Source organism: Streptomyces sp. SYSU D01066-1 (assembly GCF_054956795.1).
Window position 1 is genome coordinate 51,802 of record NZ_JBUDHV010000036.1, and the last position, 21,286, is coordinate 73,087.

At 74.3% G+C, this 21,286-nt stretch carries 19 protein-coding genes and 2 pseudogenes; 14 read left to right on the forward strand and 7 right to left on the reverse strand.

What is annotated here, in order from left to right; genetic code table 11:
* Positions 1-18: 18 nt before the first annotated feature.
* The 5 genes and pseudogenes from ACY1JF_RS25910 to ACY1JF_RS25930 form a co-directional block, all read left to right on the forward strand.
* Positions 19-279, forward strand: a pseudogene (locus ACY1JF_RS25910) (STM4015 family protein); the annotation flags it as partial.
* A complete protein-coding gene (locus ACY1JF_RS25915; RefSeq protein WP_462707660.1) occupies positions 260-1,450 on the forward strand; it encodes an STM4014 family protein in 1,191 nt (396 codons plus the stop codon). The pseudogene ACY1JF_RS25910 and the gene ACY1JF_RS25915, both read left to right, overlap by 20 nt.
* A gap of 55 nt (positions 1,451-1,505) precedes the next feature.
* Entirely contained in the window at positions 1,506-2,369 is an 864-nt protein-coding gene (locus tag ACY1JF_RS25920) for an STM4013/SEN3800 family hydrolase (RefSeq protein ID WP_462707661.1), read from the forward strand.
* On the forward strand, positions 2,366-3,829 hold the full coding sequence (locus ACY1JF_RS25925) for an STM4012 family radical SAM protein (protein ID WP_462707662.1): 1,464 nt from the start codon (positions 2,366-2,368) through the stop codon (positions 3,827-3,829). The genes ACY1JF_RS25920 and ACY1JF_RS25925 overlap by 4 nt, the downstream gene beginning before the upstream one ends.
* 10 nt (positions 3,830-3,839) lie before the next feature.
* Positions 3,840-4,772, forward strand: a complete 933-nt coding sequence (locus tag ACY1JF_RS25930) for an STM4011 family radical SAM protein (protein WP_462707663.1) — start codon at positions 3,840-3,842, stop codon at positions 4,770-4,772.
* On the opposite strand, the gene ACY1JF_RS25935 is transcribed toward ACY1JF_RS25930, so the two are convergent.
* Positions 4,702-5,304 carry a hypothetical protein gene (locus tag ACY1JF_RS25935; RefSeq protein WP_462707664.1) on the reverse strand — a complete coding sequence of 201 codons (603 nt, stop codon included), beginning with the start codon at positions 5,302-5,304 and terminating at the stop codon, positions 4,702-4,704. The genes ACY1JF_RS25930 and ACY1JF_RS25935 overlap by 71 nt on opposite strands.
* Before the next feature lie 230 nt (positions 5,305-5,534).
* Between ACY1JF_RS25935 and ACY1JF_RS25940 the strand changes: the two genes are divergently transcribed.
* Positions 5,535-6,020, forward strand: coding sequence for a hypothetical protein (locus tag ACY1JF_RS25940; protein WP_462707665.1), 486 nt, complete (start codon positions 5,535-5,537; stop codon positions 6,018-6,020).
* A 145-nt stretch (positions 6,021-6,165) separates the two neighbouring features.
* Here the strand turns inward: ACY1JF_RS25940 and ACY1JF_RS25945 are convergent, their stop codons facing one another.
* Entirely contained in the window at positions 6,166-6,675 is a 510-nt protein-coding gene (locus ACY1JF_RS25945; protein ID WP_462707666.1) for a molybdenum cofactor biosysynthesis protein, read from the reverse strand.
* 217 nt (positions 6,676-6,892) lie between these two features.
* Here ACY1JF_RS25945 and pgm point away from each other — a divergent pair, with 217 nt between their 5' ends.
* The 4 genes and pseudogenes from pgm to ACY1JF_RS25965 all read left to right on the forward strand — a co-directional run bounded on the left by pgm (position 6,893) and on the right by ACY1JF_RS25965 (position 13,949).
* On the forward strand, positions 6,893-8,533 hold the full coding sequence (gene pgm / locus ACY1JF_RS25950) for a phosphoglucomutase (alpha-D-glucose-1,6-bisphosphate-dependent) (RefSeq protein WP_462707667.1): 1,641 nt from the start codon (positions 6,893-6,895) through the stop codon (positions 8,531-8,533).
* 195 nt (positions 8,534-8,728) lie between these two features.
* Positions 8,729-11,338, forward strand: a complete 2,610-nt coding sequence (locus ACY1JF_RS25955) for a glycoside hydrolase family 127 protein (protein WP_462707668.1) — start codon at positions 8,729-8,731, stop codon at positions 11,336-11,338.
* 2,140 nt (positions 11,339-13,478) lie between these two features.
* A pseudogene (locus ACY1JF_RS25960) lies at positions 13,479-13,574 on the forward strand (hypothetical protein); the annotation flags it as partial.
* Between the two features lie 21 nt (positions 13,575-13,595).
* Positions 13,596-13,949 carry an alpha-L-rhamnosidase C-terminal domain-containing protein gene (locus ACY1JF_RS25965; protein ID WP_462707686.1) on the forward strand — a complete coding sequence of 118 codons (354 nt, stop codon included), beginning with the start codon at positions 13,596-13,598 and terminating at the stop codon, positions 13,947-13,949.
* Positions 13,950-14,065: 116 nt separating this feature from the next.
* Here ACY1JF_RS25965 and ACY1JF_RS25970 read toward each other — a convergent pair whose 3' ends face one another.
* The 3 genes from ACY1JF_RS25970 to ACY1JF_RS25980 all read right to left on the reverse strand — a co-directional run bounded on the left by ACY1JF_RS25970 (position 14,066) and on the right by ACY1JF_RS25980 (position 17,098).
* Positions 14,066-15,469 (reverse strand): FAD-binding oxidoreductase, encoded by a 1,404-nt coding sequence (locus tag ACY1JF_RS25970; RefSeq protein WP_462707669.1) that lies wholly within the window; start codon positions 15,467-15,469, stop codon positions 14,066-14,068.
* 229 nt (positions 15,470-15,698) lie between these two features.
* Positions 15,699-16,463 (reverse strand): sulfite exporter TauE/SafE family protein, encoded by a 765-nt coding sequence (locus ACY1JF_RS25975; RefSeq protein ID WP_462707670.1) that lies wholly within the window; start codon positions 16,461-16,463, stop codon positions 15,699-15,701.
* A gap of 98 nt (positions 16,464-16,561) precedes the next feature.
* On the reverse strand, positions 16,562-17,098 hold the full coding sequence (locus ACY1JF_RS25980) for a cysteine hydrolase family protein (protein WP_462707671.1): 537 nt from the start codon (positions 17,096-17,098) through the stop codon (positions 16,562-16,564).
* A 127-nt stretch (positions 17,099-17,225) separates the two neighbouring features.
* Here ACY1JF_RS25980 and ACY1JF_RS25985 point away from each other — a divergent pair, with 127 nt between their 5' ends.
* Both ACY1JF_RS25985 and ACY1JF_RS25990 read left to right on the forward strand, forming a co-directional pair.
* Complete coding sequence (locus ACY1JF_RS25985) at positions 17,226-17,573, forward strand: transglycosylase family protein (protein ID WP_462707672.1); 348 nt, start codon at positions 17,226-17,228, stop codon at positions 17,571-17,573.
* A 90-nt stretch (positions 17,574-17,663) separates the two neighbouring features.
* Complete coding sequence (locus ACY1JF_RS25990; protein ID WP_462707673.1) at positions 17,664-18,440, forward strand: PepSY domain-containing protein; 777 nt, start codon at positions 17,664-17,666, stop codon at positions 18,438-18,440.
* A 59-nt stretch (positions 18,441-18,499) separates the two neighbouring features.
* On the opposite strand, the gene ACY1JF_RS25995 is transcribed toward ACY1JF_RS25990, so the two are convergent.
* The gene (locus tag ACY1JF_RS25995) at positions 18,500-19,114 is read right to left on the reverse strand and encodes a TetR/AcrR family transcriptional regulator (protein WP_462707674.1); all 615 of its coding nucleotides are present in this window, start codon (positions 19,112-19,114) and stop codon (positions 18,500-18,502) included.
* 93 nt (positions 19,115-19,207) lie between these two features.
* Between ACY1JF_RS25995 and ACY1JF_RS26000 the strand changes: the two genes are divergently transcribed.
* The gene (locus ACY1JF_RS26000) at positions 19,208-19,645 is read left to right on the forward strand and encodes a nuclear transport factor 2 family protein (protein WP_462707675.1); all 438 of its coding nucleotides are present in this window, start codon (positions 19,208-19,210) and stop codon (positions 19,643-19,645) included.
* Positions 19,642-20,493 carry an NAD(P)H-binding protein gene (locus ACY1JF_RS26005; protein WP_462707676.1) on the forward strand — a complete coding sequence of 284 codons (852 nt, stop codon included), beginning with the start codon at positions 19,642-19,644 and terminating at the stop codon, positions 20,491-20,493. Before ACY1JF_RS26000 ends, ACY1JF_RS26005 begins: the two co-directional genes overlap by 4 nt.
* Before the next feature lie 45 nt (positions 20,494-20,538).
* Here ACY1JF_RS26005 and ACY1JF_RS26010 read toward each other — a convergent pair whose 3' ends face one another.
* Complete coding sequence (locus ACY1JF_RS26010) at positions 20,539-21,222, reverse strand: FadR/GntR family transcriptional regulator (protein ID WP_462707677.1); 684 nt, start codon at positions 21,220-21,222, stop codon at positions 20,539-20,541.
* Positions 21,223-21,286: the final 64 nt, after the last annotated feature.

Consider the following 21,286-nt stretch of genomic DNA (forward strand, 5'->3'; position numbering starts at 1 on the left):
CGGGAGGCAGGTCTGCCGGCTGCCGCCTCCGCGCCCGTCGTCGCCCGGCTGGAGGCGCTCGACCCGAGCGCGGACACGCCGGGCGACGAGGGCGCCGCCGCGCTGCTCGCCGGCCGGCCCCTCACCCACCTGGGCGCGTTGAACCTCGACCACCACTTCCTGAGCGAGCCCGTGGCCCGGCGGCTGCGTGAGTCACTGGAACCGCACGGCGTGCGCCTCATGCTCGAACCCGCCGGGCACGGAAACGGACGGGAGCGCTATGTCGCGGTCTCGGAGTGACATCGGCCCACGTCTCGCGGTCGTGGGCAACCCCGAGAACCGGCGGGTGACGCTGTTCGCCGCGGCGGCGACCGGGGCCGGCCTGCCCGCACCGCGCGTCGTGCCCTGGACAGAGGTGCTGCGCACGGGCGGGGCCGTCTTCACCCCCGACGAGGTCGTCCGGATCGACTCGCCCGGCGAGCACCCGGGCGTCGACCGTGAACTGCGCGGCGTCGGCGATCCCACCCGGGTCGAGGGATCCGCCCGCTGGTACCGGCGCTTCCTGACCGCCGTGCGCGGCCTGGAGGGCGGGCAGCGCCTCGACGATCAGGACGAACTGGCCGTCCTGTTCGACAAACGCCGCTGCCACGCGGTCCTCGACGCGGCCGGTGTCCCGGTGCCCTTCTCCCCGACCTCCGCGCCACCGACCCCGCCGACCCCATCGACCCCGCCGACCACCCCGACTCCGGTGGTCCACGGCTGGGACGACGTACGGAGGCTGATGCGCGAGCACCGGATGCCGCGGCTGTTCGTGAAGCTCGCGCACGGCTCGTCGGCGTCCGGTGTCCTCGCCGTGGAGGCCTCGCCGAGAGGCCGCGTCCGGGCCACCACCTCGGTCGAACTCGCCCCGGACGGCGCCCTGTTCAACTCGCTCGACGTACGGCGTTACGAGCGGGAGTCCGACATCGCCGCCATCGTCGACACCCTGGCTCCCGACGCACTGCATCTGGAACGGTGGGTGCCCAAGGCGTCGCAGGGCGGCCGGGCGGCCGATCTGCGGGTGGTCGTGGTCGCCGGACGGGCCACCCACGCGGTGGTCCGCACCAGCACCTCACCCATGACCAACCTCCATCTCGGCGGCGCCCGCGGCGACCTCGACGCGGCCCGGGACGCGATGGCGGCGGCGGGCGCGTCCTGGGCCGAGGCGCTCGCGGTGTGCGAACGGGCCGCGGCCTGTTTCCCCCGCACCCTCTGCGTCGGCGTCGACCTGCTGCCGGTCACCGGATGGCGGCGGTTCGTGGTCGGCGAGGTCAACGCCTTCGGTGACCTGCTGCCCGGTCTGACGGGCCTGCCCGGAAGCGGCGCCGAGGGCCTCGACACCTACGCCGCCCAGGTCGCCGCCGTCCTGCGCACGGCCGGCCCGCGCCACCCGCACCAGTACGGAACGGAGGAGCAGTATGCCAGGCCCTGACCGGCGCCGAGCCTGCCCAAAGCCGCCCACCGGACCCGGTGCGGCCGGACCCGACATGAACGAGATCGTCGGCAGCCACGACCTGCTCCTCGTCACCCTCGACACCCTGCGCCACGACGTCGCCGCCGAACTCGCTGCGGCGGGCCGCATCCCGCACCTCGCCCGGCATCTGCCCGGCGGACGCTGGGAGAAGCGGCATGCCCCCGGCAGCTTCACCTACGCCTCCCACCAGGCGATCTTCGCCGGGTTCCTGCCCACCCCGGCGGCTCCCGGCCCCCATCCACGCCTGTTCGCGGCGAGCTTCGCCGGCAGCGAGACCACCGCGGACCGCACCTGGGTGTACGACACCCCCGACCTCGTCTCCGGTCTCGCCGGAGCCGGGTACCACACGGTGTGCGTCGGGGGAGTGGGCTTCTTCAACAAGCGGGGCCCCCTGGGCTCGGTGCTGCCGGGCATGTTCCAGGAGTCCCACTGGGAGCCGGAGTTCGGGGTCACCTCACCCACCTCCTTCGAGCACCAGATCACGCGCGCCGAGCAGGTGGTGCGAGAACTCCCGCACGACAAGAGGCTGTTCCTCTTCGTCAACGTCTCCGCCCTGCACCAGCCCAACTGGTTCCACCTGCCCGGCGCCACCCGCGACGCCGGTGACAGCCGCGAGACCCACGCCGCCGCCCTGGAGTACGTGGACCGGCACATTGGCCGCCTGTTCGCCGTCGCGAGCAGCAGGCGCCCGTGTTTCGCCATCGTCTGCTCCGACCACGGCACGGCGTACGGCGACGACGGCTACACCGGCCACCGCCTCGGCCACGAGTCGGTGTGGACCGTGCCCTACGCCCACTTCGTCCTGGACTCCCAGACACACGGGACCCCCGGACCCCCCGAATCCCCCGAGTCCGCCCCCGCCGGAGCCGCCCGATGACCCCCGCCCACGCCTCCGCCACCGTTCCCACCCCCACCCCTACCCCCGTCCCCGCTCCTGCCCCCACCCCCGTCCCCGCTCCCGCTCCTGCCCCCGCCTCCGCCCCCGCCCTCCGGCCCGCCGGCCGGCACCCGAGCCCCTACCAGCACTACGTCTACGCCTACCCCCACAAGACCGCCTACCGGCGCCTGACCGGCCGCCCGGCGCTGCGCTCCCTGTGGGCGGCCGAACCCAAGGACGCCCTCTCCCTCTACCTGCACATCCCGTTCTGCGAGGTCCGCTGCGGCTTCTGCAACCTCTTCACCCGCACAGGCGCCCCGGACGGCCTGACGACCGCCTACCTGGACGCCCTGGAACGGCAGGCCACCGCCGTAAGGGAGGCGCTCGGCGGCACCGGCGCCCCGGTCCGGTTCGCCACCGCCGCCTTCGGCGGCGGCACCCCCACCTTCCTCACCGCCGCCGAACTCCAGCGCCTCTGCGACATCGCCGAACACCGCATGGGCGCCGACCTCGCCGCCGCACCCCTGTCGGTCGAGGCGTCACCCGCCACCGCCACCGCCGACCGGCTCGAAGTCCTCGCCGGACGCGGCACCACCCGGCTGAGCCTGGGCGTGCAGAGCTTCGACGAGACCGAGGCCCGGGCCGCCGTACGGCCCCAGCGCCGCGCGGACGTCGAGGCGGCCCTCGGCCGCGTCCGCGACGCCCGCATACCGGTCCTCAACATCGACCTCATCTACGGCATCGACGGCCAGACCGAGACGACCTGGCTGCGCTCGCTGGACGCGGCCCTGGCCTGGCGGCCCGAGGAGCTGTACCTCTACCCCCTCTACGTCCGGCCCCTGACCGGTCTCGGCCGCCGCGCGGGCGAGACCGACCCCGCCTGGGACGCGCAGCGCCTGCACCTGTACCGGGCCGGTCGCGACCACCTCCTCGCGCACGGCTACGAGCAGCGCTCCATGCGCATGTTCCGCCGCGCGGACGCCGCACCGCGGGGCGCCGACGACTACGCCTGCCAGACCGACGGCATGATCGGCCTGGGCTGCGGAGCCCGCTCCTACACCGCCGGGCTGCACTACTCCTTCGACTACGCCGTCGGCATGCACGAGATCCGCGCGATCATCGACGACTACGTCTCCCGCCCGGCCGCGGACTTCGCGCACGCCGAGTACGGCCGCCGTATCGGCGCGGACGAAGCCCGCCGCCGTCACCTGCTCCAGTCGCTGCTCCAGGCCGACGGCCTCGACACCGCCGACTACCGCGCCCGCTTCGGCCGTACGCCGCGGGACGACTTCGCCGCCGAACTCGACCGGTTCGCCGACCGCGGCTGGCTGGCCGGCGACGGCACCCCGGGCACGGTCCTGCGGCTGACCCCGGAGGGGCTGGCCCACTCCGACGCGATCGGACCCGAGCTGTTCTCCCCGGCGGTACGGGCCGCCATGGCCGCCTACGAACGGAAGTGACCGACGCGCCGTGGACCTGACCGTGCTCTACCGCGGGCCCCTCGCCTCCTGCGACTACGACTGCCCGTACTGCCCCTTCGCCAAGCGGCGCGACAGCCGCGAGCAGCTCCGCGCGGACCGGGCGGCCCTGGAGCGGTTCGCCGGGTGGGCGGCGGACAGCACCGACGACCGGCTGTCGGTGCTGTTCACGCCCTGGGGCGAGGGCCTGACGCGCTCCTGGTACCGGCGCGCCCTGACCGGGCTGTCGCACCTGCCGCACATCCGCCGGGTGGCGATCCAGACCAACCTCAGCTGCCGCACCGAATGGCTCGCCGACGCCGACCCCGGCACCCTCGCCCTGTGGTGCACCTACCACCCCGGGCAGACGCCGTACGACCGCTTCCTGGCCAAGTGCCGGGAGCTGGCCGCCCGCGGGGTGCGCTTCAGCGTCGGTGTCGTCGGCCTCCCCGAGCACCTCGGCGCGGCCCGCCGGCTCCGTGCCGACCTGCCCGACCACGTCTACCTGTGGATCAACGCCGCCGAGGGCCACGCCTACGACGACGCCCAGGCGGCGGCCTGGACCGCCCTGGACCCGCTCTTCCCCTACAGCCGCCACCCCCACACCAGCGCCGGCCTGCCCTGCCGCACGGGGGAGTCCGTCATCTCGGTCGACGGCGACGGCACGGTACGCCGCTGCCACTTCGTCCGCGCCGAACTGGGAAACCTGTACGACGGTTCCTACCGGGCGGCCCTGCGCCCGCGCCCGTGCCCGCTGGCCGTCTGCGACTGCCACATCGGCTACGTCCACCTGGAGACGCTGCCCCTGTACGACGTCTTCGCGGGCGGTGTCCTGGAGCGGGTGCCCGCCGGCCCCGGGCCCCGGGCCCCCGACGTCACGTCAGGTCGATCAGCCGGTCCAGGGCCGTGCCGTCCGCCCAGCGGCGCAGCAGCGCACCGTCCATGAGGCGGGTGCCGGCCCGCTGCCGGGCCCAGCGCGCGTCCCGGCCGCTGAAGGTGCCGCGGTGCACGATCAGCAGGACCGCGGGTTCGGCGTCCGCGCGGCGGGATCGGGAGACGGGCGGGTCCTCGTCGGGCAACGGCTCGGCGACGGGGCGGAACGCCACCTCCAGCCGGTGGCCCCGGGGATGGCGTGCCCGCACCCGGGGGCGGACGCGCTCACCGGACGGCGGCCGGACCGACCAGCCGTCCCGGCGCAGCATGCGGGTGACGGCGAGCGCGAGACCCTCCGTGTCCAGGGCGGCGATCTCCGCCGCCGTGTAGCGGCCGCGGCGGCGCCGGGCCGGCGGGCGCAGCCGTCCGGCGACGACCGGTACGACCACCGCGAGGAGCGCCAGGAAAGCGAACGGCACCACGACGCCCAGGGAACGGTAGCCCGCCGCGAGCCCCGCGACCCCGGCGCACAGCACCAGGACCAGCCCGGTCAGCGCCGGGAGCACCTCGCGGAACTCCGGCCCGTGCCGTCCCTGGGCCCGCAACAGCCGTACCGTTTCCCGGCGTCGGGCCCGGCGGGATCCGTCCCGGCCGGTCGTGCTGCGCCACATTGTCACCGGAGCCGCCCCCCTGCTCCCTGCCTGTGCGGGCATACGAGACAGGCATACCCTTGCGGGGCGTACGGTTCCCGGCGCGGTCCGGTTTCGGTCAGCTTTCGGCCGAAACAGGCGCGGGGCGGGCGTTTGCGCGCGGAGCGAGGGGCAAACCGGAGTCCATGACTGAACCGAACAACGACACGAACCAGAAGCCGGACACTCGCCCCGGCACCCAGTCCGGCACCCAGTCCGGCACCGAGTCCGACGCCACGAAGACGAAGTCGACCGCCGCGGCCAAGGCCCGGCAGACCGCCGGCAAGGCGACGGCTCCCGCGTCCCGGGCCGCGAAGGACGCCGCGGGCAAGGCCGGTGACGTCGCGTCAGCGGCCGGCTCCGGCGCGGAACGCGCGGCCGGCGCGGCCACGGCTGCCGCCCAGAGCGCGGCCAAGGGCGTCGAGGCGGGCCGTCAGGCCGTCCTGGCGACGACGGGACAGGTCGCCGGAGCCGCCAGGACCGCCTGGACGGTCATCGCCCACCGCAAACTCGTCGCCGCCGGTGTGGGGGCGGGCCTGACCGCGCTGACCGCCGTCTCCTACGCGGCCGGCCGCCGCTCGGCCCACCACGCCCACGGCCCCGTCACCCGCCTGACGGGCGGGCGGATCTGACCGCCGGCCCGGTCACCCGCGGCCGCGCACCACGCGCCGTCCGTGTCCCGGTCCGCCGCTCGCCGGCATGACGCGCCGTCCGTGTCCCGGCCCGACGCCCGCCGGCACGGCGGCGCCGTCCCGCGCCCGGTCCGCCGCTCACCCGCTACGCGTCCGCGCCGGCCGCCCGAGTCACCCGCAGCTGTGCCGGACCGACCGTGAGCACCCCGTCGCCCAGCGGCGCGCACCGCACCCCGCCCCCGCCGCGCAGCGCGCGCTGGGCGCCGGGGCCGATGGTGACGTCCATCCAGGCGCAGGGCCGGGCCGGGCGGTTCACGGCGAAGGGCACCGGCCCCGTACCGCAGTCCAGGCTGATGACGGCGCCGACGAGGGAGTCGATGTCGACGCCCGCGAGCAGGACGTTGCGGCGGGTGTGGCGCAGGTCGACGGACGGGTCGACTTCCCTGGGCAGGCGTTCCGCGGACATGATCGTCACCGAGGCGTCACGATGGGCGGGACGCCCGTAGTAGCGGTCCCCGACCAGTCCCAGGCCGCGCCGCACCTCCACCCGCCGCACGCGCTCGTCGGACGGGCCGGGCGAGGGCCCGTCCGCGGGGCGCCCGGCCAGCCGGTGCGCGGGTGACACCAGCAGCTGCCGCACCTCCACCTCGATCACACGTCCACCCTAAGGCCGGCCGCGCGGGGCCAGGAGCCGGAACGCGGTTCGCGGGGCAGGCCCGCCCCCGGGCGCTCCCCGGAGGCGGGGGCCGCGTTCGCCCGCCGGGGAGCGAAGGCGCCGGGTCCGCCCCGGGTGTGCCGGGGACAGGGGGGAAGATGGGTCCGCGAGCGAATGTCCGATTCGATCGCCCGATTCGATACGGAGGAGTGGGCGCATGCAGCACGACCGAGCCGGTCAGCCGGCCGGACCCGAGGACCTGATCGACGTCGCCCGGCTGGTGACGGCGTACTACGCGCTGCACCCCGACCCGGCCGAGCCGGGCCAGCGCGTGGCGTTCGGCACGTCCGGACACCGGGGATCGTCGCTGAACGCGGCGTTCAACGAGGACCACATCGCCGCGACCAGCCAGGCCATCTGCGAGTACCGCGCCGAGCAGGGCACCACCGGCCCCCTCTTCCTCGGTGCCGACACCCACGCCCTGTCCGAGCCGGCCCGGGTGACCGCCCTGGAGGTGTTCGCGGCCAACGACGTCACCGTGCTGATCGACGAGGCGGACGGCCACACCCCCACCCCGGCGGTCTCGCACGCGATCCTCACCCACAACCGGGGCCGCGCCTCCCACCTCGCCGACGGCGTGGTGGTGACCCCGTCGCACAACCCGCCCGCCGACGGCGGCTTCAAGTACAACCCGCCCAGCGGCGGCCCCGCCGGCTCGGACGCGACCTCCTGGATCCAGGACCGCGCCAACGAGCTCGTCGCGGCCGGTCTGAAGGGCGTACGCCGCCTGCCCTACGCCAAGGCGCTCGCCGCGCCCGGCACCGGCCGCTACGACTTCCTCGGCACCTACGTCGCCGACCTGCCGGCTGTCCTGGACCTGGAGGCGATCCGGTCCGCGGGCGTGCGCATCGGCGCCGACCCGCTGGGCGGGGCGTCGGTCGCCTACTGGGGCCGGATCGCCGAGCAGCACCGCCTTGACCTGACCGTGGTCAATCCGCTGACCGACCCGACCTGGCGGTTCATGACGCTGGACTGGGACGGGAAGATCCGGATGGACTGCTCGTCGCCGCACGCGATGGCCTCGCTGATCGCGGGACGCGACCGGTTCGACATCGCCACCGGCAACGACGCCGACGCCGACCGGCACGGCATCGTCACCCCGGACGCGGGCCTGATGAACCCCAACCACTTCCTCGCCACCGCCATCTCCTACCTCTACGCCCACCGCGCCGACTGGCCCGCGGACGCGGGCGTCGGCAAGACGCTGGTCTCCTCCGGGATGATCGACCGGGTCGCCGCCGGCCTGGGACGGCGCCTGGTCGAGGTCCCGGTCGGCTTCAAGTGGTTCGTAAACGGTCTGGTGGACGGCTCGCTCGGCTTCGGCGGCGAGGAGTCCGCGGGGGCGTCGTTCCTGCGGCGGGACGGTTCGGTGTGGACCACCGACAAGGACGGGATCATCCTGGCACTGCTCGCCTCCGAGATCACCGCCGTCACCGGGAAGACGCCGTCCCAGCACTACGCGGCCCTCACCGAGCGGTTCGGCGAGCCGGCCTACGCGCGCATCGACGCCCCGGCGACCCGGGAGGAGAAGGCCCGCCTGGCCAAGCTGTCCCCGGCGCAGGTCACGGCCGACCGGCTGGCCGGGGAGCCGGTGACGTCCGTGCTCACCGAGGCGCCCGGGAACGGCGCGTCCATCGGCGGCATCAAGGTGACCACCGAGAACGCCTGGTTCGCGGCCCGCCCGTCCGGCACCGAGGACGTCTACAAGATCTACGCGGAGTCCTTCCGCGGACCGGACCACCTGAAGCAGGTGCAGGACGAGGCCAAGGACGTCGTCCTCACCGCCCTGGGCGGCTGACGCCGCGCCGGCAGCGCCGTCGGTCCCGCGAGACCGGCGGCGCTTTTTCACACCCGTTCATTGAACGTTTCAATCAGCCTCGCTGATCTTATTCTGTGAGAAGTGTTGACCTCTCCTGTGCCTCAACTTAGCGTCTCCGGCGGCAAACTTAAACGTTTCAAACGTTGCGCTGTCCGTCCGAAGGAGCACGGTACGTTGCCCGCACACCGCGCGTTGCCCAGACCGTCCCGCCGCGGCGTCATCGCCGCGTCCGCCGCCTCCGCCGCCGCGGCCGCCACCGCTCCGCCGGCCCCCGCCACCGCGGCCCCCGCCCCCGCCCCCGCCCCGGCGTCCAGCACCTCGGCCCACAGCCCCGGCGCCCCGGCCGGACCCGCGACGGACGGCCCGGCCCTCGCCCCCTTCGCCCTGTCCGAGGTCCGCCTCCTCGACAGCCCGTTCCTCGCCAACATGCGCCGCACCTGCGCGTACCTGCTCTTCGTCGACCTCGACCGGCTGCTGCACACCTTCCGCCGCAACGTCGGCCTGCCGTCCTCGGCGGAGCCCTGCGGCGGATGGGAGGCCCCCGACGTACAGCTGCGCGGCCACACCACCGGCCACCTGCTCAGCGCCCTCGCCCAGGCCCACGCGGCCACCGGCGACCCCGCCTACGGCGACAGGGGCCGCGCCCTGGTGTCCGCGCTGGCGGCCTGCCAGCAGGCCGGACCGGCGGCCGGCTTCCACCGGGGCTACCTCTGCGCCTTCCCGGAGTCGGTCTTCGACCAGCTGGAAGCCGGCGGCAGACCCTGGGCGCCGTACTACACCCTGCACAAGATCATGGCCGGACTGCTCGACCAGTACCGGCTGAGCGGGAACAGACAGGCGCTGGCGGTGCTGCTGGAGACGGCCGCCTGGGTGGAGGCGCGCACCGCGCCGCTCTCGCACGAGCGGATGCGGACCGTGCTGAAGGTCGAGTTCGGCGGCATGAACGACGTACTGGCCCGGCTGTACCTGGAGACCGGCGACCCCGCCCACCTGCGCACCGCCCGGCGCTTCGACCACGAGGAGCTGTACGCGCCGCTGGCGGCCGGACGCGACGAGCTGGCCGGCCGGCACGCCAACACCGAGATCGCCAAGGTCGTCGGCACGGTACCGGAGTACGAGGCGACGGGGGAGCGGCGCTACCTCACCGTCGCCGACACCTTCTGGACCACCGTCGTCCGCCACCACTCGTACGCCATCGGCGGCAACTCGGACAAGGAGCTCTTCGGCCCGCCCGGCGAGATCGTCTCCAGGCTCTCCGAGGTCACCTGCGAGAACTGCAACAGCTACAACATGCTGAAGCTGGGCCGGGAGCTGTTCCTGCACCGTCCGGAGCGCGCGGAGTACATGGACCACTACGAGTGGACGCTGTACAACCAGATGCTCGGCGAGCAGGACCCCGGCTCCGCGCACGGCTTCGTCACCTACTACACCGGGCTGTGGGCCGGTTCGCGGCGCGAGCCCAAGGGCGGACTCGGCGCCGCCCCGGGGAGTTACAGCGGCGACTACGACAACTTCTCCTGCGACCACGGCACGGGTCTGGAGACCCACACCAAGTTCGGCGACACCGTCTACTTCCGCTCCCGCGCCGGGCACCCGCGGGCGCTGTACGTGAACCTGTTCGTCCCCTCCGAGGTGCGCTGGGCGGAGACGGGGGTGACGGTGCGGCAGGAGACCGGTTACCCCACGGCCGGGCGGACCCGGCTGACCGTCACCGCCGGGCAGGCCCGCTTCGCGCTGCGCCTGCGGATACCCGGGTGGGTCGCCGACACCGGCGCCACCCCCGTGCTGAAGGTCAACGGCCGTCAGGCCGCGCCACGGCCGCGCCCGGGCGCGTACGCCTCACTGGAGCGCCACTGGCGCACCGGTGACACCGTCGACCTGATCCTGCCGCGCGAGCCCGTCTGGACCCCGGCCCTCGACAACCCGCAGGTGACATCGTTGTCCTACGGGCCGCTGGTGCTGGCGGGGGAGTACGGCGACGAGGCCCTGGCCACCGTGCCGACGATCCGCCCGCGCACCCTCCGCCCCGCCGGGGACCGGCCCACCGGGTTCACCGCCGTCGCCGACGGCCGCACGGTGAGGCTGCGGCCGTTCCACGAGGTGCACCACCAGCGCTACAACGTCTACTGGGCGGTGACCCCGCGCCAGGGCCGCGCACGGGACGTCGTGCGCTACCCGCTGGACGAGGGCACCGGCACCACGGCCGCCGACGCCACCGGCGCGTTCGGGAACGCGGTGCTGGCCGGCGGCGCCCGCTGGGCGCGGGACGCGGAAGGGACCGCCGTCGAGCTGGACGGCACGGACGGCCGGGTCGCCCTCCCGGCCGGCCTGCTGAGCGGCCTGAACGAGCTGACCGTCAGCGTCCGCGTCCGCGTCGACACCCTCGCCCCCTCGGCCCGCGTCTTCGACCTCGGCTACCACAAGGAGACCTACCTCTTCCTCGCGGCGGCCACGGGCGCCGGCCGGGCCCGGGCCGCGCTGCGCGTCGCCGGCATGGAGGGGGAGGACTCCATCGACGCCGCCGGACCGCTGCCGGTGGGCCGCTGGACCCACGTGGCGCTCACCCTGGGCGGCGGCACCGGCGTGCTCTACGTCGACGGCACCGAGGCCGGCCGCAACCCGGCGATGGTCTGCGGACCGCTGCTGCTCGGCGCGACCACCCGCAACCACCTCGGCCGCTCCCAGAACACCACGCACCCCCACCTGCGCGGCGCGGTACGCGACTTCCGCCTCCACAACCGCGCCCTGTCCGCCGCCGACGTGGCCCGCCTGGCCGCCGGCTGAGCACCGCGCCCTCTGACCTCCGAGGAACAGTCATGCCCGAACTCCCCCTGTCCAGACGCCACTTCGTCGTGGCGGCCGGTACCGCCGGCACCGTCCTCGCCACCGGTCTGCCCGCCCTCGCCGCCCCCGCCCCGGCCGCCACCGCGGCGACCTTCTCAAACCGCCGCTTCGCGAACCCGCCGAAGGACAGCCGCCCCACCGTCTACTGGTACTGGAACGGCCCCGTCACCCCGGAACTCGTCGATCGGCAACTGGCCGACCTGCGCGCCAAGGGCATGTACGAGGTCGTCCTCTTCCCCTTCGACAACGACGCGATGCGGCCGGCCTTCTTCACGCAGGGCTGGTTCGACATCGTCGGGCACGTGCTGGAGACCGCCGAGAGGACCGGCATGCGGGTGTGGCTGTTCAACGACGACCACTTCCCCAGCGGCCGGGCCGGCGAGTACGTCGTCAAGGGCGGCACGGTCGGGTCACGGACCTACGCACCCCGCCCCGACCTGCGTCTGAAGGCACTGTGGCGGTCCACCACCGTCGTCGAGGGCCCGGCCCGCGCCGACCTGCACCGCTCCACCGGCCTCGGTGTGCAGGCGGGCGCCCTCGTCGCCGACGCGGCGGTCCTCGGCGGAGCCGCCGTCCTGCGCGACAGCGCCCACTGGACCGACTACACCGTCACCGGCAGCGCCAAGGCCGACCACACCGCCGCCGGCCTGGTCGTCCGCGCCGGCGCCGACGGCCTGGACGGCTACGCGGTCACCTTCGACCGGACCGGCGTCACCACCGTGCTCCGCCTCGCCCGGGACACCGCCCCCGTCGAACTGCTGCGCAGCACCCGCACCGACGGCTTCAACAGGACCAAGTACCACACGCTCGCCGTCACGGTGACCGGCGCAGAGATCGCGGTGACCCTCGACGGCAGGGACAAGGGCACCGTCGCCGACGACCGGTACGCCACCGGCGGCGCGGGCGTGCGCGCGTCCGGCGACGAACGCGGCCTGTGGGACAGCCTCACCGTCACCGCCGCCGACGGCACGGCGCTCCACACCTCGGCCTTCGACGACCCGGCCGCCGCCGGGGACTTCCCCGACCGCGACGCCCTCCCGGTCACGGCCGTCGCGGCGGCGGCCCGGCCCGTCGGCACCACCGACGTCACCGACCTCACACAGGCGGTCGGCGGCACCTGGCAGGTCCCCGCCGGACGCTGGCAGATCGACCTGTTCGGCGGCACCCCCCTCGTCGACGACAGCCAGGGCTACAGCCGCTCCTACGTCGACCTCCTGGACGACGAACCGGTGGAGCTGTTCCTCGACATCGTCCCCGGTGAGTACCACCGCCGCTTCGAGCGCTGCTTCGGCACCGTCGTCCCCGGCTTCTGGGACGACGAGCCGTTCCTCGCCTCCGCCGAGGCCCACTTCAAGCGGCTGCCCTGGTCGCCCGCCCTGGACAGGGCGCTGCGCGAGGTGGACGTGGCCCCCGGTGTGGCCTACGTGTCCGCCTTCGACGACCTCGGCCGCCCCGGCCGCATCGCCCGGGGCCGTTACTGGCAGGCCGTCTCCAACCGCTTCGCCCAGTACTTCGCGAAGCAGGCCCGCTGGTACGACAAGCGCGGCGTCGCCCTCATCACCAACCCGCTCTACGACGAGACGTCCCCGGCCAAGCGCATCCCCACCACCGGTGACCTGCACAAGGTCAACCAGTGGGCGCACGTCCCCGGCGGTGACGTCATCACCGCCGAGTACGTCGCCGGGGAGCAGACCATGCTGCCCCGCAACCCGGTCTCCGTCGCCCACCAGATGGGCCGCGAACGGGCGTTGATGGAGATGTTCGGCAACATGGGCTGGCAGGTGACGCCGGGCTTCGTGCACGCCACCGTCGGCGCGCAGGCCGCGCGCGGCGTCAACCTGACGGTGCTGCACGCCCTGTGGACCGACGAGAAGACCGTCTACTTCCCGCCGCCGTTCGGGCCGCGCGCCCCCTGGTGGTGGGGCATGAAGCCGCTCGCCGAGTGGATCGGCCGGGTCATGGAGGCCGGCCGCGGCACCTCCGCCGCGCGCACCGCCCTGCTCCAGCCGCAGCGCGCCGCCGAACAGTTCACCGGCACCGGCCGGCAGGGCGAGGTCGACGCGCCGGGCGCGACGACATCGTGCACGAGATCGCCACGCGGACCACCAGCCCCAGCTACGGCTACCAGGTGCTGGCCGGCAACACCACGCTCGGCGAGTCCTGGGACGGCGGCCCCGGCCAGTCGCAGAACCACTTCATGCTCGGCGCGATCGACTCCTGGTTCACCACCCGGGTCGCGGGCATCGACCAGACCGCGGACTCCGTCGGCTACTCCGAGCTGCTGGTCGACCCGGCCGTGGCGGGCGACCTGACCTCGGCGTCCGGCTCCTACCGGACCCCCTACGGCACCGCCCGCACCTCCTGGCAGCGGCGGGACGGGCACGTTCGGCTGAGCGTCGACGTCCCGGCGGGCAGCACGGCCGAGGTGCACGTCCCGACGGACGGCACCCGGCCCGCCGCCCCGGAGGGGGCGCGGCTGCTGCGGGCCGGGGACGGGGAGGCGGTGTACGAGGTCGGCTCCGGGCGCTGGACCTTCCGTTCCGCCATCTGACCGAACCGTCCGGGAAGAGGGGTGTGCCCCAGGGCGCGGTGGGCACCCGCATCCCGCGGGAAGGTGCAGGGGTGTGGCGGCGCGGCAAGGGACGGCCGCGCCGCCACCTGCGCCCCTCAGGTGGCGTACGCCACCACCTTGCCGGGGTTGAACAGGTGCTGCGGGTCGAACGCGTCCTTGACGGCCCGGTTCAGGTCCAGCACCTCCGGTCCCAGCTCGGCGCTCAGTCCCTCCCGTTTGAGCAGTCCCACACCGTGTTCGCCGGTGACCGTGCCGCCCAGTTCCAGGGCCTGCGCGATGATCTCGTGGAAGGCGGCCTGGGCCCGCGCCCGGGCCGCCTCGTCGCCGGGCGGAGTGATCAGCAGGGGGTGCAGATTGCCGTCGCCGGCGTGGGCGATGTTGGCGATCAGGGTGTCGTGCCGCTCGGCGATGGCGTGGACGCGGCCCAGCATCTCGGGCACCGCGGCCCTGGGCACGCAGATGTCCTCGGTGAGCACCGGCCCGAGCCGTTCCAGTGCCGGGTAGGCCAACCGGCGGGCGTCGAACAGGGCGTCCGCCTCGGTCTGGTCGGTGGAGCGGACCGCGTAGGTCGCCCCGCCCTGCTCGAAGCAGCGCCGCATCTCCTCGGCCTCCCGCTCACCGGCCGGGCCCGGGGCGTCGGTACGGCCCAGCAGCACGACCTCGGCCTCCGTGGACAGCCCCATGTGCTTCCAGGCGTCGACCGCCGCCAGGCAGTGCCGGTCGACCAGCTCCAGGGCGGACGGGGTCAGCCCCGCGGCGGCCACGGCGGCGACGGCCCGCCCGGCGTCCACGAGCGAGGAGAAGTAGCCGGCGACGGTGTGCTCGGGCTCACGCCGCGGACGCAGCCGCACGGTCACCTCGGTGATCACCCCGAGGGTTCCCTCGGAGCCCACCAGCAGGCCGGTCAGGTCGTACCCGGCGACGCCCTTGGCGGTGCGGCGGCCGACCCGGACCAGGTCGCCGCCGGCCGTGACGAACTGCAGCCCGAGCACGTAGTCCCGGGTCACCCCGTACTTCACACAGCACAGGCCGCCCGCGTTGGTGGCGACGTTGCCGCCGATGGTCGACCAGGGGGCGCTGGCCGGGTCCGGCGGGTACCACAGGCCCTGTTCGGCGCAGGCCGCGCGCAGGGTGTCGTTGACGACGCCGGGCTCGACCACGGCGAGGCGCTCGACGGGATCGAGTTCCTTGATGGCGGTCATCGCCTCGGTGGTCAGCACCACACACCCGTCGACCGCGTTGGCGCCGCCCGACAGGCCGGTGCCCGCGCCGCGGGTCACCACCGGCACCCCGTGGTCCCGGCAGATCCGGACCGCCTGCCGCACCTCCTCGGCGGTGTGCGGGCGGACCACGGCCAGCGGCCTGCCGTACGGTGCCCATTCGGCCTCGTCGTGGGCGTACCGGGCGGTGGCGTCCGGGTCGGTCAGCACCCGTTCGGCCGGCAGTTCGCGCAGCAGTCGGCCGGCGGCCGGGTTCTCGGCGATCGTTTCATCGTGCATGCGTCCACGCTAAAGAGGTGCCGGTGGCCGCGGGAGCGCGGGGTCTTCCGAGCCGGGCCGGTGCCGGTTTCGGAGCGGACGCCGCACCGCCGGGCGTCCGTTCCGCGCGCCGGTGCTCCGGGGCCAGGACGCCCCGCTCCCCGCGCCGGTGCTCCGGGGCCAGGACGCCCCGCTCCCCGCGCGAAGACGCGGGTGCGAGTCCTGCCGGACGCCCCGGGTGGCACAGCGGTCAGCGCAGCAGCAGGGAAGCCAGGGCGACGGCGCCCCATACCAGGATCACGGCGCGCAGGACGCCGGGGCGCAGCCGGTGCCCCACCCCCGCGCCGAACCGCCCGCCGGCCGCGGAGCCCAGTGCGACCAGCCCGACCGCCGTCCAGTCGAACTCCGCGGCGAACAGGAAGAACAGCGCGGCGACGGTGTTGACGCCGGCCACCAGCACGTTCTTGAAGGCGTTGAGGCGCTGCAGCCGCTCGTCGAGGCACAGGCCCATCAGCGACAGGTAGAGGGTGCCCTGCGCGGCGGAGAAGTAGCCGCCGTAGACGCTGGTCAGCGCCAGGCCGCCGTACAGCGCGGGCCCGCCGTCGCGGCGGGCGGCACCACCGTCCCCGGCCCGCCCCCGCACCCACTTCCCGGTCAGCGGCTGCAGCGCGACCAGCAGCAGCGCCACGCCCACCAGGACCGGCACGATCGCGTCGAACGCCGACGACGGCAGGGCCAGCAGCAGCGTGGCGCCGGCCAGACCGCCCGGCAGGGCGGCGGCCAGCAGCCGTACGACGCGTCCGCGTTGCCCACTCAGCTCGCGGCGGTAGCCGACGCAGGCGGCGACCGAGCCGGGGACCAGCCCCAGCGCGTTGGAGACGGTGGCGGTGACCGGCGGCAGGCCGACGGCGAGCAGGGCGGGGAAGGTGACGAGCGTACCGGAGCCGACGACGGCGTTCAGGGCGCCCGCCAGCACCCCGGAGGCGAGTACGGCGACCATCTCGACCGGCGTCATACGGCGGCCGCGGTGGCGTCCGGGACCATGTGCATGGCGGGTACGCTAACCGGCCGGTGTTCCGGCGCCGGCCGAACCGTCCGGAGACCGGCGGCCTCCTACGCCCACAGCTCCCGGCTGTCGCACACCCGCGCCCCCATGTTGCGCTCCATCATCCGCAGGGCGGCGTCCGCGAGGTCCTGGTGGATGTGGGCGACGGCGTCGCGGGGGACGACGACGTCCAGGTGGCGGATGTGCGCGTCGAGGGCGGAGTAGAGGACGCACTGCTCGGTGACCTGGCCGCACAGGACCAGCTCCCCGATGCCCAGTTGCCGCACCAGGTAGGTCAGCGGGGTCTCGAAGAAGATCGAGTGCCGGGCCTTGACCACGAAGAGGGACGCCTCGTCGGGGCGCAGTGGTTCCACGAGGTCGGAATGGGGTCCGGCGAGGGCCTTGTCGAGGAGTTCGCCGTGGTGCGACCGCCACTCGCCGAAATTGTCGTTGACGTAGATCACGGGCGCGTCCGCGGCCCGGGCCCGCCGGAGCAGACCGGTCACGACGGGCACCACGGAGGCGGCCGAGGGGATCAGCTGCTCGGCGTCCTTGTGGTCGTAGGTGTTGATCATGTCGATGACGACCAGCGCTGTCTTGCTCATGCGCATCAGGGTTCCCCCGAGTCGGCGTTCCAGCGCCCCGGCCGGCGTACGGTCTGCGAGTGTCGTCCCACACTCGGCGGTCACATCGTGTAACAGTCCGTCCATGATGTTGTCACGGAACGGTGAGATGACACACGGTCCCGTCGCCCCGCGCGGTGTCCGGTGGGTTCTGGTCGCGCTGACGACGGCCGCCGTGCTGGCCGCCCCGACGGCCGCCGCGACGGCCGTGGCCGGCGCCTCCGGCACCGACTGGGACGCCATCGCGGCGTGCGAGTCCGGCGGCGACTGGAAGGCCAACACCGGCAACGGCCACTACGGCGGGCTGCAGTTCAAGCAGTCCAGCTGGGTGGCGGCCGGCGGGCTCAGGTACGCGCCCCGCGCCGACCTCGCCAGCCGGTCCGAGCAGATCGCCGTGGCCGAGCGGCTGGTCGACCTGCAGGGGAAGTCCGCCTGGTCCTGCTCCTGGGCCGGATAGACGTCCCGGCAGGGGGACGCCGTCCGCCATTGAGGTGGTTTCCGGTGCCCTTCGGCGTGACGGGGTGCCGCCGGTGATACCGAAAATCACATGAGTTCTGTACGACGTCTTCTCTCCCCCCGTACGGCGGCCGCGTTCTGTGCCCTGGGAACGTCCGCCCTGCTGCTGACCGCCTGCGCCGGCGCGGAAACGACGCGTGCCGACGTGGCCGCCGCGGCCCCGACCAGCCCGTCCGCCGGCACCGGCAGTCCCGGTGTCACGACCTCGCCGTCGGGCTACCGGACCGGCCCGTCCGCCACCTCGACGTCCCTCACCGAGGACCGGGCCGAACGCGAGGCCCTGGTGCCTCAGGTCAAGGTGGCCTGGGACCAGGCGGCCGACACCGCCGTCAAGGAGGTGTCCGACGGCAAGCTCACCGAGATCGAACTGGACAGCGCCTCGGGCGAGAGCCCGTCGGCCACCTCCGCCTCGCCCGGTACGACGGCCAGCCCCGCCCCCGCCCCCTCGGAGGGTGCCCCGGCCTGGGCCGCCAAGGTGGCCGCCTCCGACGGCGCCGTCCGCGAGGTCGACATCGACGCCGTCACCGGCAAGGTGTTCCGCTCCCAGGCCGACGCCGACCAGAGCGCGGACGACAAGAGCGAGATCGCCGACCGGCTGGACCGGGTCGGCCAGACCGCGGAGGAGGCCGCGAAGGTGGCCACCGACAAGACCGACGGCACGGTCACCGCCGTCAAGCTCGACGAGAACGACGACCAGAAGCTGATCTGGTCCGTCGACGTCGTCACCACCGACGACTGGAACAAGACGACCTACGACGTCGACGCGGGCAACGGCGAGATCCTGCGCGAGCACGTCGACCGCGACTGAACACCGGCCCGGCAGGCCCGTCCGCCCCGCGGTCCAGCGGTGCGGGCGGGCCTGCCGGTTCACCGCTCCGCCCCGCCCTGACCGCCTGTCGGGACGGCGGAACCGAGGACGCGTGCGACGTACCGCGCCAGCTGCGCGCGCAGTTCCTCGCGCGGGGCCGCCCCGTCGTCCGCCAGGTGTTCCACGAGGTCCGCGCGGACGGTGGCGAGCAGCGCGTGGGCGGTGAAACCGTCACCGTCGAAGCCGGGCACCTGGTCCAGCACGGTCTTCAGCAGGCTGTGCCAGTACCCGTAGTGCTCCGCCCGGTAGGGGCTGTCGCCGCCGTCGCCCTCCAGGGCCAGGGCGAGGTGGCGGTGGTCGAGCTTGAAGCACAGCAGCGCGTCCAGCAGGGCGAAGACGCGCAGCCGCGGGTCGGTGGCGGGGCCCAGCGGCGGCGGACCCTCCTCGACGGCCCGCGCGACGGGTTCGAGCCGCGTCGCGTACAGGGCGCGGATCAGTCCCGTCCGGTCGCCGTAGGCGCGGAAGAGAGTGCCCTTGCCGACCCCGGCCGCCGCCGCGACGTCGGCCATGGTGACGTCCTCCGGGCGGGCGCAGCGGGCGAACAGCTCGTCGGCGGCGGCCAGGACGGCGGCGCGGTTGCGTTCCGCGTCCTTGCGGGGTCTGCGCTCTGCCACGGCTCCTCCTTGAAAAGCGGACCTGTGGTCCGTATATTCAAAGCGGACCTCGGGTCCGCATTCTTATCCTAAGGGACGGAGCAGAGCACACCCATGTCAGCATCCACGTCGGCACCCATGTCACCCGCCGACCTCTACCGGCACAGCCTGCGGCTGCTGCTGGACAAGGACATCGCCGGCTGGACCGGCCTGTGGGCCGAGGACGGCGTCGCGGAGTTCCCGTTCGCGCCCGAGGGCTGGCCCCGCCGACTGGAGGGCAAGGCGGCCGTGGCCGCCTACATGCGCCATTACCCCGACCACATCGACCTGCGCGACTTCCCCGACGTGCGCGTCCACCGGACCGCCGAACCGGACACGATCGTGGTCGAGATGCGCGGGGTGGGCCGCATCGTGCGGACCGGCGCCCCGTTCGAGATGACGTACATCGTCGTCGTGACGGTCCGCGACGGGCGGATCGTCACGTACCGCGACTACTGGAACCCGCTCGCCGTCCAGCAGCCGGGCATGGACTTCGCCGGGGCCGCCCGATGAACGCCACCGGAACCACGCTCGTCATCGGCGCCACCGGCACCACCGGAAGCCGCGTCGCCGCGCGGCTCGTCGCCGGCGGGCACCGGGTGCGGGCCGCGAGCCGCCGCGCCGCCCCGGTGCCGGGCGCGGACCCGGTCCGCTTCGACTGGTACGACGCCGCCACCCACGACGCGGCGGTCACGGGCACCGACCGGGTCTACCTCGTGCCGCCGGTGGGCGATCCGGACCCGGCCGCGGTCATGCTGCCGTTCCTGGAGCGGGCCCGCGCCGCCGGTGTGCGCCGCGCGGTGCTGCTCAGTTCCTCGGCCGTCGAGGCGGGCGGTCCCGCGGTGGGGAAGGTGCACCGGGCGCTGCCCGGGCTGATCGGGCAGTGGGCGGTGCTGCGGCCCTCCTGGTTCATGCAGAACTTCACCGGAGACCACGCCCACGCCGCCGGTATCCGGGCCGACGGCACCATCCTGACCGCCGCCGGGTCGGGCCGCGTCGGGTTCGTCGACGCCGACGACATCGCCGCCGTGGCCGTCCACGCCCTGACCGACGAGCGCGTCCCCGGCACCGATCTGGTGCTCACCGGCCCGCGGGCGCTCAGCCACGACGAGGTCGCCGCCGTCCTCACCGAGGTCACCGGCCGCCCCGTGACCCACCGCCGGCTGACCTACGAGGAGCAGCGGGACCGCCTGGCGCCGCTCACCACACCGGCGTTCGCCGCCCTGCTGGCCGGCATGGACCGGGCGATCGCCGAGGGCGCCGAGGACCGCGTCACGGACACCGTCCACCGCGTCACCGGCCGGCCTCCGCACGACCTGCGGACGGTCGTGGAACGGGAGCTGGCCCTCACGGCGGGGTGACCCGCAGGGGTGCGTGCGTGGGGGTGAGACGCGGGCGGGACGCGTTCAGCGGGGCGACAGGCGGCGGCGGATGTCGTCGAAATGGCGGTGCACGGCCCGCTCCGCGGCCTCCGCGTCGCCCGCCCGGACGGCGTCGACGATCCGGGCGTGCATCCGGGCCGGTTCGACGCCGTCGGCGGCCGTGCCCAGGCCCTGGGCGCGCACCCGGTGGAAGGCGCTCCAGAACGCGTCGAGCAGCTCGCTGAGCAGCTCGTTGCCGAGGCACCGGTGCAGGACGCGGTGGAAGGCGCGGTCGGTGCGGGCCGCGATCTCCCCGGCGTCGCGCACCTCCGCGCGCATCGTCGCCACCAGCGCGTCCAGCTCGGCGAGGTCCGCCTCGGGCACCCGGCCCGCGAGCCGGTACATCAGCCCGGCCTCCAGGGCCTCGCGCAGCTGCAGCAGTTCGAGGAGACTGCCCCGGCCGCGCCGGTGCCCCACCACCGTGCGGAACGCCAGCGCCTCGATCAGGGGGTCCAGCGACATGGGCCCGACATAGGTGCCGAAGCCGCGCCGGATCTCGACGATGCGCATCGCCTGGAGGGACTTCAGCGCCTCGCGCAGGGAGTTGCGGCTGATCCCGAACCGTTCCATCAGCTCGGGCTCGGTGGGGAGCGGATCGCCCGGGCCCAGGCCCCGCTCCACGATCAGCTCCTTGATCTTCTCCTCGGCGCCGGCGGCGACCGACGGCATCCGCCGCCCCCTCTCCACGCTTGACAGCGCTGCTGGACCGTGTCTGACTCTACGGGACATAGGA